15 protein-coding genes are annotated in these 13,375 nt (G+C 34.6%); 9 read left to right on the forward strand and 6 right to left on the reverse strand.

Annotation, left to right across the window (positions count from 1 at the left end; all coding sequences use genetic code 11):
• The first annotated feature begins 226 nt into the window (after positions 1-226).
• The 4 genes from ACZ11_RS03855 (at position 227) to ACZ11_RS03870 (ending at position 3,047) form a co-directional block, all read left to right on the forward strand.
• Positions 227-1,108, forward strand: a complete 882-nt coding sequence (locus ACZ11_RS03855) for a hypothetical protein (protein ID WP_134008801.1) — start codon at positions 227-229, stop codon at positions 1,106-1,108.
• A 155-nt stretch (positions 1,109-1,263) separates the two neighbouring features.
• The gene (locus ACZ11_RS03860) at positions 1,264-1,680 is read left to right on the forward strand and encodes a hypothetical protein (RefSeq protein ID WP_134008803.1); all 417 of its coding nucleotides are present in this window, start codon (positions 1,264-1,266) and stop codon (positions 1,678-1,680) included.
• 192 nt (positions 1,681-1,872) lie between these two features.
• Entirely contained in the window at positions 1,873-2,442 is a 570-nt protein-coding gene (locus tag ACZ11_RS03865; RefSeq protein WP_236690768.1) for a hypothetical protein, read from the forward strand.
• Positions 2,443-2,672: 230 nt separating this feature from the next.
• Complete coding sequence (locus ACZ11_RS03870) at positions 2,673-3,047, forward strand: DUF3888 domain-containing protein (protein ID WP_049663951.1); 375 nt, start codon at positions 2,673-2,675, stop codon at positions 3,045-3,047.
• A gap of 337 nt (positions 3,048-3,384) precedes the next feature.
• On the opposite strand, the gene ACZ11_RS03875 is transcribed toward ACZ11_RS03870, so the two are convergent.
• Positions 3,385-3,729: a hypothetical protein gene (locus ACZ11_RS03875; RefSeq protein ID WP_049663953.1), complete on the reverse strand. Its 345-nt coding sequence runs from the start codon at positions 3,727-3,729 to the stop codon at positions 3,385-3,387.
• 404 nt (positions 3,730-4,133) lie between these two features.
• The gene (locus ACZ11_RS03880; protein WP_049663954.1) at positions 4,134-5,357 is read right to left on the reverse strand and encodes an IS110 family RNA-guided transposase; all 1,224 of its coding nucleotides are present in this window, start codon (positions 5,355-5,357) and stop codon (positions 4,134-4,136) included.
• A gap of 472 nt (positions 5,358-5,829) precedes the next feature.
• On the opposite strand from ACZ11_RS03880, the gene ACZ11_RS03885 reads away from it, so the two are divergent.
• The 3 genes from ACZ11_RS03885 to ACZ11_RS03895 all read left to right on the forward strand — a co-directional run bounded on the left by ACZ11_RS03885 (position 5,830) and on the right by ACZ11_RS03895 (position 7,498).
• The gene (locus ACZ11_RS03885) at positions 5,830-6,111 is read left to right on the forward strand and encodes a hypothetical protein (protein ID WP_049663956.1); all 282 of its coding nucleotides are present in this window, start codon (positions 5,830-5,832) and stop codon (positions 6,109-6,111) included.
• A gap of 136 nt (positions 6,112-6,247) precedes the next feature.
• Positions 6,248-6,706 (forward strand): NUDIX hydrolase, encoded by a 459-nt coding sequence (locus ACZ11_RS03890; RefSeq protein WP_049663958.1) that lies wholly within the window; start codon positions 6,248-6,250, stop codon positions 6,704-6,706.
• Positions 6,707-6,985: 279 nt separating this feature from the next.
• Positions 6,986-7,498 carry a GNAT family N-acetyltransferase gene (locus tag ACZ11_RS03895; protein ID WP_049663960.1) on the forward strand — a complete coding sequence of 171 codons (513 nt, stop codon included), beginning with the start codon at positions 6,986-6,988 and terminating at the stop codon, positions 7,496-7,498.
• Between the two features lie 220 nt (positions 7,499-7,718).
• Here the strand turns inward: ACZ11_RS03895 and ACZ11_RS03900 are convergent, their stop codons facing one another.
• Both ACZ11_RS03900 and ACZ11_RS03905 read right to left on the reverse strand, forming a co-directional pair.
• Positions 7,719-8,954 (reverse strand): IS110 family RNA-guided transposase, encoded by a 1,236-nt coding sequence (locus ACZ11_RS03900; RefSeq protein WP_049663962.1) that lies wholly within the window; start codon positions 8,952-8,954, stop codon positions 7,719-7,721.
• Positions 8,955-9,396: 442 nt separating this feature from the next.
• Positions 9,397-9,807 carry a hypothetical protein gene (locus ACZ11_RS03905; RefSeq protein ID WP_049663963.1) on the reverse strand — a complete coding sequence of 137 codons (411 nt, stop codon included), beginning with the start codon at positions 9,805-9,807 and terminating at the stop codon, positions 9,397-9,399.
• Positions 9,808-10,218: 411 nt separating this feature from the next.
• Between ACZ11_RS03905 and ACZ11_RS03910 the strand changes: the two genes are divergently transcribed.
• Positions 10,219-10,683 carry a nuclear transport factor 2 family protein gene (locus ACZ11_RS03910; RefSeq protein ID WP_236690769.1) on the forward strand — a complete coding sequence of 155 codons (465 nt, stop codon included), beginning with the start codon at positions 10,219-10,221 and terminating at the stop codon, positions 10,681-10,683.
• 200 nt (positions 10,684-10,883) lie between these two features.
• On the forward strand, positions 10,884-11,648 hold the full coding sequence (locus ACZ11_RS03915; protein ID WP_236690856.1) for a nucleotidyltransferase domain-containing protein: 765 nt from the start codon (positions 10,884-10,886) through the stop codon (positions 11,646-11,648).
• A 271-nt stretch (positions 11,649-11,919) separates the two neighbouring features.
• Here ACZ11_RS03915 and ACZ11_RS25560 read toward each other — a convergent pair whose 3' ends face one another.
• Together ACZ11_RS25560 and ACZ11_RS03920 are read right to left on the reverse strand one after the other, a co-directional pair.
• Complete coding sequence (locus ACZ11_RS25560; RefSeq protein ID WP_134008809.1) at positions 11,920-12,180, reverse strand: hypothetical protein; 261 nt, start codon at positions 12,178-12,180, stop codon at positions 11,920-11,922.
• Between the two features lie 461 nt (positions 12,181-12,641).
• Positions 12,642-13,151 (reverse strand): DUF3231 family protein, encoded by a 510-nt coding sequence (locus ACZ11_RS03920; protein WP_049663965.1) that lies wholly within the window; start codon positions 13,149-13,151, stop codon positions 12,642-12,644.
• Positions 13,152-13,375 lie beyond the last annotated feature (224 nt).

Raw genomic sequence — 13,375 nt, forward strand, 5'->3', positions numbered from 1 at the left:
TTATCAGGTGCTTTTGTGGTAAAAAAGCTAGAGTTCTTCTTCAACTAAAGGGGCAAGAGTTAAACAAGGTGTTGCAGCGGCAGCATCTTTTTTCTTGTTGAGCTAACGGTGCAGGTTAATGCAAGAAGGATTCTAGAGGGCATATAACAAAGGATTTACTCCATCCTAAATAGGTATATTAATCATATGATTAATATACCTATTTAGTTATGGGATGGTGTTAATTTTGAGTTTTAAAAAAAGAATCTCCTGTTTGTTAGTTGTTTTTTTAGTTTTTGTAAATTTGATTGGTAGTGAAGGAATCGCTTCAGATGGTGAAATTACGTTAAAAGAAGCGATTAATATTGGATTACAGAGAGCAAAAGAATGGAATGAAAAAGCAACACTTATAAGTGTAAACAGTGTGGATGAAAAGATGGGAGGCTCGAGAGGAGAAAAAGGGAAACGCTTTAATTGGTTTATGATTTTTATGGTTCCAGGTACAGAGGATTATGTACTAATTGGTATCTCAGAAAAGAAAATTACCGTGTTTAGACCGAGCCAGCAATCTCAGGTTCCAATAATACCCTACGATGAGATTAAGTTCGATAGCTCTGATGTTATCCAACTGGCAAAGGATAAATTCGGACTAAGACAAGGAAAAGATTGCGCAACGGGATATCATTTTACACTTGATAGTATTGATGGTATGCCTATTCTAACAGTGTTTGGAAATGATCGAGAAAACCGTTTTACTCGAATATCATTCAATGCCCAAAACGGAGATGTGGTCAGTGCCATTCATAAATTACCATACGGTGGAGGATTAATATCCAAACGCATTGGCATCGATAACATAACAAAAAAAGGGATGGCGATAACGGGGGTTGTTGCTGGAAACAACAATTTAGTGGTATGGGGAGACAAAAAGCCAACACAATTTAGTACAACCAAACAACCTTTTATTGAATGGAGCCATAACAATGGAGAAACATGGACAGAACTTCAAGCTAATAATTTTGTAACACACGCGTGGTTTGATATAAATGATCAATTATATGTAGCTACGGAAAAAGAATTAAGGGCAGTATTACATCAAAAAGTAAAGGAACGAAAATTCTTTCACTAGACCAATCTATCGAGAAAATCGATTATTCAATCAACAACCATATAGCTGTGCTATCGAATGGAAAGGTTTACTATACGACCAATCAAGGGGAGAGTTGGGAACAAGCTATAGTACCTAAACCATTTTATGTGGTTCAAATATCGGATGATGGTGATTTGATAGGACTTACAGAGGAAAAGAAGATTCTTCAAAAGACAAATGATGAGTGGAACGAGATAACTATGCCGAAAAGAAATGATGAACCTCTAGATATAAAAGTGATTAATAATAGGCTATTTATTACCACACAAAGTGGAATTTGGGTCAGAGATCTTCAAGAGGGAAATTGGAGAAAAATTAATGTTGATGAAGAGGTAGTTAAATTCGTTAAAAAAGGAGAGAAATTATTCGGAACTACACATAGAGGTGAAGCTATTTATTCCATCAACACGAAAGATGAAAGAAAATCTGAAAAAGTGTTTGATGCGAGGGATTTCATCGTTTGGGATGTGGATATCATGGGAGATACTTTATGGATTGCAACTATACCTGATTATTCGTGGGAAGAAATGCCGATTCCGCAGAGACGGTAAAAGTTTGAAGTGTATATCCATGAAAAAACCATGTGAAGCATTTCACTTAAACTAACGGGTAGCTTTACTTGAAGAACATTGAGTTGCATATGCACCTCTTTTTTTCTTTAGTGAACTAACGGAGCAGTTTAGTTGAAGAAGGAATGATTGTAACTGAACAGGATAAACTAAACCTAAATATAATTTAGGGTGATGAAATTGGATAAAAGTAAACCTCTTCTATTGGTTTTATTTAGTATATTAATTTGTGGGTTGTATTCTGGAACAGTAAATGCACAACCGAACGATACTCTTCCCTCTTTTGAGGAAAAATCTACTAAAGTAAGACAATACACCCCTTTAGAACTCCAGTTAGAGTCTTTTATAGGCGGTCTGCGCGTAGGTGAACCGAAACAAGCAGTTGAATTTTGGATATTAGGCGTAAATAATCGAAGTGGTGCCATTCAATATACGATGTTGTCCCCTTCGCTTCAAGAAAAAACAAGGAGTAAATTTGAGGAAACTCGCTGGATAACAGGGCAGTCAAGCCCTTCGGTTAATAACTTTCGTTTAACCAACGAAGAAAAGCTTAACGAATCCAAAAGGCGGTATACCGTTAAATACGATGTAGAGTCATCTACGCAGAATTTGGTAAGTGGGCAGAAGATTATTATTGTGGAAAAGAATCTAGAACCATTTAAAGAAAATTGGTTTATTTCATCAATAACAACGAAATATAACGAATGGGAAGCATTTACCCCAGCCGAGACAGTTTTAAAATAAACCATTGCAGTTAACAATTCCACAAAAATACGCTGTTGATATGATTTTTCTTATGTTTGCACCTCAAAACGGAACCCGTTAATATACATCTTGGGTTTCTCTTTTTTGAAAAACAATCAAATTAAGGGTAAAGTTTGTGAATGAATTCACTTAAACTAACGGGGTGCTTTACTTAAAGAATATTGCTTTACCTAAAGCAAATACTACCTTTTAAAAAGGTAGGTGATTAGATGAAAAAGATATCAGTAATATTTTTATTGTTATTAATTAGTTTAACATCTGTTTTAACTTGGAACAGACCACAGTTAGCAGAGAATGTCAGTGCTGAAGAAATACATTCCGATTTTTATGATGTATTATTGGTGTTATTAGACCCGTATGCAAGGAAAGTAATTAATAAGGAATATCCAAGTCGTAGTTATGCACTTTGGGATGCAGAAATATTAGAAATTAAACGATTAGCTGGTGGATATTCTCAGTATGATTTTACAGTGAAAGTAAAATATGATACGTATACAGGTCCTTTTAACCCACCTGAAGGTCCTATTACATTAACCTTTCTTGTAACAACAGAAGGGGTTTCAGTAAAAAATATTCAAAAGTAAGTCCTTATAAAGCTTTCTACCCTATTCAACTAACGGGGCTTTACTTCAATAAGAACAGGACTGGCGTTTATGATTAATTTTCATGTATGCAAGTCCTTTTGTTGTGCCTTCATAAGAATACTCCTGTAGCTCCACACAGCATTATTGGCACTAAAAAACTGACCTGAGAGCAACCCATGCAACCAAGTATCCACTTGAACAAATCTCGATGCGTCTGAGCGCTATTTGAACAGGGGGATAAAAGAAAAAAGCACATCAATTAATGATGCGCTACCTCAATCTAATCATAACTAGTTTTATAATCCTACTATCTAAGATTTAAGTTTGAACAATATTATTATTTTTCAGTTTCTCCTAACTGCACTGAAAATGTGTTGAGATTATTTTCTTTTGTAATTGTGTTAACAATGTCAGTTATTTTATTTATAGTTTTATCCTCTCTGTCAAAGTTAAATAGTGAAAATGACAGTATTTTATGTTCAGGTGAATATATTGTATAAAGAATTCTTTTGTCTGGAGAAAATCCGTTTTCTGTGAGAGCGTTTATTATTTTTTTAGTTAGTTCAGTTTCTTCGATTTTTTTTCGAATCTCGTCAACTTCTTTTATTTGTTCTTCGGAGTTTGAAACGAATATATAAGGGGTAATTTCTGTTACAGGTTGGGAATTACGATTATAAAACACGAAGATTCCGACGATTGTAATTAACAAAAGAGATGAAATTGAAAAGATAATCTTTTTCTTGATGTTAATTCCTCCTTACATGAAAGGTATGTATATTATTAAAAAATATGATTCTTGGTTCAAGTTAAATAAAAGGAGATTTTCATCGAAAAATGTTAAAGAAGCGATTATTTGTACTGAAAAATATAAAGTGATTTGCTGAACAATATGAGGAAATTAATAAATACGGTGTACTTCACTTTTCGTTGCGAATATCTAAGAATTTGTGAAGAATCACATCACACTTAAACTCCCATGAAAATAAAACTCTTCAATTTCGGAATAAAGACAACACGAAAGCAGACGCAGCTCATTTGTTTTTTTAAATTTGCAGCGTCAAAATTAGGGTGGAATTATTTGTTGGATTAGGAGGCATCTGGTTCAATGATTGTGACGTTATACCCTAAGTTTTCAAGTCTTCGAACTGAATATCGTACAATAGATTGTTCTTTTTGCTTGTCAAAGTAATCTTCACCTAAGTCTACGTACATTTCTTTGCGTGTTAAGAGATAGTAGGCGATCCTTAAAATTGCATGGGCAACGGATATTCCTGCTCGCTTTTTACCTTTTCGCGAAGCAGTTCGTCTATACATTGCACCCAAGTAGGTTTTGGATCCTCTGACAGAATGAGCAGCTTCTATTAAAGCTGATTTCAAGTATTTGTTTCCTTTTTTCATGTTAGTTGATTTCCTTTTACCAGCACTCTCGTTGTGTCCAGGTACTAGCCCTGCCCAGGAACATAAGTGAGCCGCACTGGGGAATTGCTTCTCCACGTCGGTTCCGACTTCTGCTAAGATTTGCTCAGCCATTCGGGTAGCGATGCCAGGAATGGAATCCAACCGTTCTATATCTTCTTGGTGAGAAGATAGTCTAGTAGCTACCTCCAGATTTAACAGTTCAATCTGTTCACTAAGAAAATCAATATGGGTAAGAATGGTTTTTAACATTAGCCGTTGATGTGGATTGATATACCCGCGAAGAGCGAGTTCAAGCTCATCCTTTTTCTTCTTCATTGTTCTTCGAGCGAAGCTCGCTAGTTTTTCAGGATCATCCTCTCCATCTGCGATGGCACGAAGCATGTCACGAGATGAGACACCCATAATGTCGGAGACAACGGAGCCAAGTTTGATATTTGCTCCTTCTAGTACCTTTTGAATCCGATTATGTTGTCTAGCACGCTCTTCGATAATACTACGACGGTATCGAACTAACTCTCGTAGTTCTCGTTGATTTCGGTCCGGAATAAAACTTGCTTTGAGTAGTCCGTGTCGAAGTAGTTTGGCGATCCATTCTGCGTCTTTCACATCGGTCTTGCGACCTGGTACTGCTTTCATATGTTGAGCATTCACTACTAAAAATTCAATATTCTCAGCTTCAAGTAAGTTAACGATCGGCTTCCAAAATACACCTGTACTCTCCATTGCTACGTGGGTACAACCATGCTCCTTGATCCAGTCGATTAACTGTAATAGAAATACAGTTTTAGTGGAAAATGTTTGAATCTCCTTTCCTTTTGGAGTCATAACACATGCAGTAATGGAATCCTTGTGAACGTCCATCCCACATGCGCGTTCAATGATTACTTCCATTGTAATCATCCTTTCTACGGCAAATAGTGTTGGAGGCTGGTGCAACAACCAGAGTAGGATTAATCTCCCATGAGTGCTTCCCGTAAGGGAGCGACATTCTGTGATGCACCGTGGTCGTTGGAGTCAGACTAACGGATGGGCTCTATCGCACCATAGTTCATCGACCTTCCTCTCCCAGCCGTAGTATCCTATACCCGATTTTCACATTTTCATTCTCTGTGGTGTAGCGCCGATTTTGCGCTACATGGATGGCTAACGGGTGCTTTACTTGAAGATCATTGAGTTGAATAATGCAGCTCTTTTTTCTTTATTGAACTAACGGAGCAGGCTAGTTGAAGAGTGTTGTTTAACTTGTTGTTCAACAATCGGGCCAGATTGTTGAATAATAACTTTTTATGAAAGATTACTAAATGAAGGTTTGGGAACAATTTAATTACAATTTATGTCTATATTGAAAAAGGGAGGTGTCATTATGTGGTTAATATTAGGTCTTATTGCTATAGTAGCAACTTGTATAAATCTTTTTATGTATGGGACAGGTAAAGATTATAAATTGGCAATGGCAATGGGGTTATCATTTACAGCATTGACACTCTGTGCAGAACATAGCCTTGTATCTAATTGGATAAAAGGTGAAGATTGGTCGGCTTTAAGGGAAGTACCTAATATGAATAAGGCGTTTTGGTTTCTGACAATTGTTTCTATCTTACTAAATATAGCACCTATACTTTTAGAACTAAAAAATAAAAAATAATTACTGATTGTTGTTCATTTGGATTTACAACGGTAAGCAAAATAAAGTCCCAAACATCGCTTTTGGAACTTTTTTATTTAATATTGTCTAATTAATAAAAAATTTTGACACTAAAATATGAAAGTAGGTGTAAACGATGAATGTTATTCCTATTAAGTCCACAGGTATCGCTGCTGTATTATTAAAAGAAATAAATAACGCATATCATGTTTTACTACTAAAAAGAACATCTCATAATTTAAATAATATTTGGTGCTATATAGGTGGCGGTATTGAAGATGGAGAAACGGCAATAGAAGCTGTTTATAGAGAAATTACAGAAGAAACAGGCATCACAGAACTCGAATTGTATTCTTCTAATCAATTTGACCAAATTTTTTCTCCGCAAGAGAATTACATTTACATTGCACCGGTGTTTGTAGGTTTTGTTCACGAAGAGCAATCTGTCTTTTTAAACGACGAACATAGTGAATATCAATGGATTCCTTTTGAAAAAGCAAAAGAAATTGTAAGTTTACCTGGTAATGAAGAAGTTCTTCAATCTATTGAAAATAATTTTGTTAAGAAAAAACCTTTGGGTCATTTAAAAATTTAACTGCCTTAATACAGTTGGTGAGGATAAATCGTACACCATATTGTGAGTACATCATGCATAAGAAAATAAAATAACGTTCCCAAATGAAAGTTAAGTAATAGAACAAAAAGGTACGAATGTCGTTTAAATCAATGTTCGTACCTTTTTGGGAGGAATAACGATATTCCACAATCTGGCGCAATTCTGGAACATGAATTATGCCCTTTCTATATATAGAGCCGTATTGATGAGGTATGCTTTCTAAGTATATTAATTGAATTGGATGGGGGGGAATTAGGCTTGATTTTAGATAAAGAACTACATATTCGACTTATGAAATCTGGTGATTTTGATTTAATGGTAAAATGGCTAAATGACCAGAGGGTATTAGAATTTTATGAAGAACCACCTTCAAATTTAGGTAGGGTGATAAATAAATACGGTCCAAGAATAGAAGGTAAACACTATGTTATTCCTTGTATTGTAGAATACAAAAATGAATCAATTGGTTATATACAATACTATGAGATTCCAGAAACTGAATTGAAAAAATACGACTATCAAGGAAACCAAAATATCTATGGAATAGATCAATTTATAGGTGAACCTAAATTATGGGGTAAAGGAATTGGAACCAAAATAATACAAATGATGTTAAATTACCTTTGTAATAAAGGTGCCTCAAAGGTTCTATTAGAGGTAAAAAATGATAATGTCAGAGCAATATCAAGCTATAAAAAATGTGGTTTTAAGAGAATCAAAGATCTTAACAACAATCTAGTTTTAATGGAATGGATAGCTAAAATCGATTAAAACTTATACTTCATCATTAAGCTAATGAGAGCTTTATCTTCAACAATCGGGCGCGATTGTTGAAGAAGCGTCGCTGTTCTTATTCAACTAAACCAGCTAATAGATTGTCAATAAAAATCTTTTAAATTAAAAAACACTTCATGCTATACTAAAAAGCGCAACTCAAATAACCCTCCGAATTCAATTTAGGAGGATTTTGTTGTATTTGAAAATTTTGTTTCTATATAGTTTCTTGGAATGGTGTTTTCGTTTTTAACATGGCATAAATCCAGTGTAAAAGCTTATTAGCACAAGCAATTATAGCTACTTTATATGGTTTACCTTCTTCTCGTTTTAAATCATAGAAAGTTCGTAATCGCTTATTTCTTGCTATAGTTTCAGGTGTTGTTTTCTTTTTCCGACTATCTCGAATAGAACAGCGAACAGCTGTATAAAGCATGTGGCGAAGCCTAGCTGAGCCACGTTTAGTAATGTGATTTTTCGTGCTTTTAAAGCGTCCTGATTCAAATATACTTGGATCTAGTCCCGCAAAAGCCACCAATTTTTTCGGATGATTAAACCGATCAATTTCTCCGATTTCTGAAATAATCGTTGCAGCGATTTTTTCACCAATACCGGGAATTGATTGGAGTAATTCATATTCTTCAAGTTGTGCCGCTAACTCATCAATCTCACGCTCCAACGTAGAAAGTTGTTGGTGGTACACTTGAAGTAAATCAATATACATATTCAAACTGACTAGAAGACTTTGAGAAAGAGTTGATTGAAATGGATTGCGTTCTGCAGCTCTGATTAATTTTACCGATCTTTCAAGCGCCCAATTAAACGAACGTGCTTTGCAATGTGTATCAATGAATTGTGCGATTTCTTCAACACCTGCTTCTAGTACTGATTCAGATGTAGGGAAGGACTGTAAAGTCCTTAATGAAATCTCAGCGTACAAATCACCAAAAACTCCTTTATACTCAGGGAAAACTTGATCTAATACAGCTTGAAATTGCAGCTTTGTTTGAACCATAATTCCTGTCATATTTTCATGTTGTCTTGTGAGATGTCGAAGATTTAACAGCTGAATACCGCGCTTTTTCTGAGGTTCTAAATCCTCTTTGTAATATAGTTCACCTAAATGATAAGCATCTATGACATCTGTTTTGGTTTTTCGTAAACTAGAGCTTTTGGCTCGGTATGAAACAAGGGGATTTACGATAATGACGACGTATTCTCTCGCTTCTAAAAATTGTACAACGGGGGCATGATAGTGACCCGTTGATTCCAAAACAACAGGTGGTTTTAACCCTGTTTGACGCTCTAAGTCTAGTAAATAAGAGTGTAACTCTTTAAGTCCTTCCACCGTATGTTCAATTTTCACACTGTTTTTATAGGGTATTTTTTTATCCAAGAACATTTGAACCTGACTTTCACCTTTTGCGATATCCAGACCTACAACTGGATTCATAAATTATCTCCTCCTTATGAAGTGGATTGACCAGTAACCTCTATCTACCTTGTCATTCATATCTTCGCTTGTTATACGGGATCGTAATGTCCCAACCAGCCTAATCATGTGTTAACAAGTAGAGGGCGAACAGTTTAGTTATCGGAATCAAGTCCCACGGGTGCTTCCGTTCTACTCCGGCTACTATCAATCTATAAATTGAATAAAAAATAGTCAACCAGATTTCTCCGGTTGACCTTATAATACGAACGGGTGCTTTAGTTAAATTTTGATTCACGAAATATCGAACCAAAAAGACAGAATTTAATTTCTACACATTTTGTAGATTAAATCTGCCTTTTTGTTTTAGAGAAAACAGTCCTTGATAAAAAGTAGGCTTATATAATATTTTTAATCAAACTATATTAAAAGTACACCATCGTTCTGAGTTACAAGAGAAAGATTATTTTTTGTATACAGGATTCCTGTCAATAAAATCATCTATTTCTTCCTTCAAGGTATAAACCTGAGTGAAGTAAAGATGACCTACCAAAATACCCTTAGATTTCCATTTCTCCATTTCATTATAATGGAAAGTTACAAAATACTCATACAATTTTTCCCTTCCAATTCCTTGTTTTTCAGCCATCTCTGCAATAGAAAGACCTTTTTTCCAATATACGTCATACTCTTTAGCAGTTAAACCCAATAGTTTATAAATTTCATCATATTTATATTGAAATTGGTAAACCACTTCACCTTCACTTGTAGCTATTTCATCTAAATGACTATCTTTTGCTTGAGCAATTTGGGGGGGATTCGAACAAATAGAAATTAAAAACAAGGATAAAACTGTTTTTATAAGGAGCTTCAAAATAACACCTCCTCCATTTTTGATTTTAACTATGTTTTATTTTGTGGGGTTTTCAAAATTTTATGCCGTTCACTAAATCTTATGAAAAGAATATATTTGAGTGACTCTGCTGTTTTAAAAACTGTTGTTATTTAACTAACGATGCAGTTTAGTTGAAGAGTGTTGTTTAACTTGTTGTTCAACAATCGGGCCAGATTGTGGAGTAATGCCTTTAAAGAAAATTGGATTTATAGGTTGAAATTTAGAAGAGAGCTAATAATACGGATAAATTATCAAAAGTAATATATGAATCAATGTGGGTGAAAAACTAGATACATTAGCAAAATTAATCTTTTGATTATTTCCAAAATTCAATCTAATGTCTGATATAATTAGTTAGTTGGAAAAAATACTAAGGGATGGTGAGTTTCATTGAAAATTCTTGAAACGGATCGACTTGAAACAAAAGTAATTCTAGATAGATTAACCGCCTCATTTTTCGATGCTTTTACTAATAAAAATGGAAATAAACCGAATGTACGCGCCCTCACCGAATTATTTATTCCAGAGGCAATGATCATTGCGAATACAGATTGCGCTCCTATTATTTATAGTCTTCAGCAGTTTATCGAACCCCGTGAGAAACTATTAAGTGAAGGGAACTTGATAAATTTCAAGGAAGAAGAAGTGTACGAAATCACAGAGATTTTCGGAAATATCGCTCATCGCTTCAGCCTGTATCGAAAAACAGGTGTGTTGTCTGGCGAAGCATTTGATACAATGGGCATGAAAACGATGCAGTTCATTTGCACGCCCTCTGGTTGGAAGATAAGCTCAATAGCTTGGGATGATGAAAGAAATGGCTTAACCATTCCGGAAAGGTATCGGAAAAAATAACTATGCAAAAGACTCTCTTTTCGGGATAGTCTTCATCTAATTGCTTCAAAGCATGCGGTGACATAGCTTTGGGGATTTCCAATTATCTTGAAGAAGTAGATGACGTAGCCTAGTATTTGTAATTTTCTTCAACAATCGGGCGCATTTCTTTAATAAAGAGATTCCCTATTTTTAATTAAAGGGCCAAATTGTTGAAGAAGATTGTACAATGGGAGATAGAGTTTAACGATAGGAAAACAGAGGTGGTTATAGTGAATTTAAAGCCTATTAAAGCAGCAGAACGATTTATTAATCAGTACTTTCCTCATTGTCAGGGAGCTGTACTGGCTGGAAGCGTTGTTAGAGGTGAAGAAACTGATACCTCAGATCTTGATATTGTTATTTTTGAAAAAAATATAATGGCATCTTATAGGGAGTCATTGATTGATTTCGGATGGCCAATAGAGATTTTTGTTCACAATTTAACTTCCTATAAACATTTTTTCGAAATGGATTATAAAGATGCCAAACCTTCTATGCAAAGAATGATATCTGAAGGGATTATATTAAAAGATGAAGGAATTATAGATTCTATAAAAAAAGAGGCCGAAGAGATATTAAAACAGGGTCCTGAAGAATGGACAGAAGAAGAGGTTACGATAAAACGGTATTTTATAACTGATGCTCTTGATGACTTTATAGGTTGTAATAATCGTGCTGAGGAAATATTTATAGCCAACTCCTTAGCTGATCTTGTTCAGGAGTTCGTTTTAAGAACTAATCGATATTGGATAGGTTCATCGAAATGGATTATACGTGCCCTGAAGCATTACGATGTAAAATTTACAGAAGAATTCATAGAGGCTTTCGATGACTTTTATAAAACTGGTGAGAAAGGAAAGGTTATTCAACTAACTGAAATTGTTTTAGAACCATTTGGCGGTCGACTTTTTGAAGGTTTTTCGTTGGGAAAGGAAAAACTATAAAATAACATTCTCTTCAACAATCGGGCGCTTTTCTGAAATAAGGAAAGCGTCTTTCTCATGAAAAGGGCTAGATTATGGAAGAAAATAAACACATATTTATACTATAATTGAGATTGTGAAGGATTAAACTTAAGCTATCGCAGCAGGTTAGTTGAACAAGTAAACATCCTATCTTACCATAGTTAAAAGAAGTGACTTTAAGGAGATATAAAATTGTACCAATTGATAAAAAGGGCACTTGAACCTTACTCATTAGGAAACGAATCATTATTTATTGAAAAAGAGTTACATAAAGGCAGTTGGAATAGTGACCTACATTACAAAATAACTGCAGATGGAAATTAGTTCTTTTTTTAAAAAAGTTTGAAGTTAATAAAAAAGCCATTCCTATAAAAAGGTAAATTAATGCTACAGATTTGTTCGGAATAAATAAAATGTAATTACTTGAACCGAGTGACGTCCAAAATCCACTCATAAACATAAAGAAGCCTATCAAATAAAGGAATCTTCCGATTGTAGTACGTTTTTCCATATGTAGATTCCTCCTGAAATATGGATTATCGTATATCGAAGCATATCTTAATTAGGAAGTTTTTAGAACTATGGATTGATTTAATTACTGTGCAATATGAGGAAAAAACTAAGAAAGGGTCACTGAGCTGGTAGTGACCTTAAAAATGAGGGAGGCCGTGACGGTCAACCAACGCTACTACCTAATAAGTGCGTGCGATACACTCAACATTAATGTGTGCAATTTAATGTTACTTATATATTAAAAAAAGCCACACCACACATTACAGCTGATTGTTTGTTATGTAATATGGGATAGCTTAGTACAAAAACATCGTGGGGCGATATTAAAACAAATTATGCTATCCCAAAACTATATTATGTTAATGGGGTTTGTAACATTACTTATAAATTCGTTTTGAATATGACAAAATAAAAACCCCAGTTCTAAACTGGGGAGACGGTTTATCAGGTAAATAAATATTATTTTTCTGGATAATCTACGTGTAATGGTGGTGGAACTAACCAACCTTTATTTTTATTAAGTCGTAGTAGTTTAGCACCGATTAGAGCTTTTGCTGCATGGAATTGACCATACATTAATGCGATATCTTCTCGAGTAGAAGTACCCATTACTTGACTGCATGCAACTAATCCAGCGGCTAGGTCAGCAGTAAGTGCAGCACTTATTTCTGGATCATTAAACTTAGCACCAGGAGGGATATCTTCTAGTCTTGCTACAGGTCTTTCAGGTGGAGCAGGTGGTAAACCAATACCATTAGTTTTTAGAATTTTTTCTAATTGTTTTACTTCTTCCCTACAAAGTTCGATTATATCTTCAATAATTTTTTTTAGATCTTCGTCACCTGCATGATTATAGAACGTTTGATATCCAGCAATCATACCGTAGTCTGCAACTAAACCTGACCAAACACTAAATACTTCACCATAATGCAACGGTTCATCTTTTGGATTTCCGCTAAGTATTCCCATACTACACTTCCTTTTCTGGTTTTTCGCCAATTTTCAAACAAGGATAGTATGGATGAAATTTTTTAAAAAATTCATATAAAAACAAGGTTACTGAACAATTTGAAGAAATTAATAAATATGGTGTGATCCGCTTTTAATTGGAATACCTAAGAATTTGTGAAGAATTGCACTTAAACTCCCATGAAAATAAAACTCTTCAATTTCGGAATAAAGACAACACGAAA

The organism is Lysinibacillus xylanilyticus, from assembly GCF_001183605.1.
Classification (GTDB): Bacteria; Bacillota; Bacilli; order Bacillales_A; family Planococcaceae; genus Lysinibacillus; species Lysinibacillus xylanilyticus.

What these genes read in the sequence shown, in the direction of transcription:
- ACZ11_RS03870 (WP_049663951.1), top strand. Translation starts at nt 2,673, where the DNA reads ATGAAAAAGATATCAGTAATATTTTTATTGTTATTAATTAGTTTAACA.
- ACZ11_RS03900 (WP_049663962.1), bottom strand. Translation starts at nt 8,954, where the DNA reads ATGAATCCAGTTGTAGGTCTGGATATCGCAAAAGGTGAAAGTCAGGTT.
- ACZ11_RS03890 (WP_049663958.1), top strand. Translation starts at nt 6,248, where the DNA reads ATGAATGTTATTCCTATTAAGTCCACAGGTATCGCTGCTGTATTATTA.
- ACZ11_RS03885 (WP_049663956.1), top strand. Translation starts at nt 5,830, where the DNA reads ATGTGGTTAATATTAGGTCTTATTGCTATAGTAGCAACTTGTATAAAT.
- ACZ11_RS03865 (WP_236690768.1), top strand. Translation starts at nt 1,873, where the DNA reads ATGAAATTGGATAAAAGTAAACCTCTTCTATTGGTTTTATTTAGTATA.
- ACZ11_RS25560 (WP_134008809.1), bottom strand. Translation starts at nt 12,180, where the DNA reads ATGGAAAAACGTACTACAATCGGAAGATTCCTTTATTTGATAGGCTTC.
- ACZ11_RS03920 (WP_049663965.1), bottom strand. Translation starts at nt 13,151, where the DNA reads ATGGGAATACTTAGCGGAAATCCAAAAGATGAACCGTTGCATTATGGT.
- ACZ11_RS03880 (WP_049663954.1), bottom strand. Translation starts at nt 5,357, where the DNA reads ATGGAAGTAATCATTGAACGCGCATGTGGGATGGACGTTCACAAGGAT.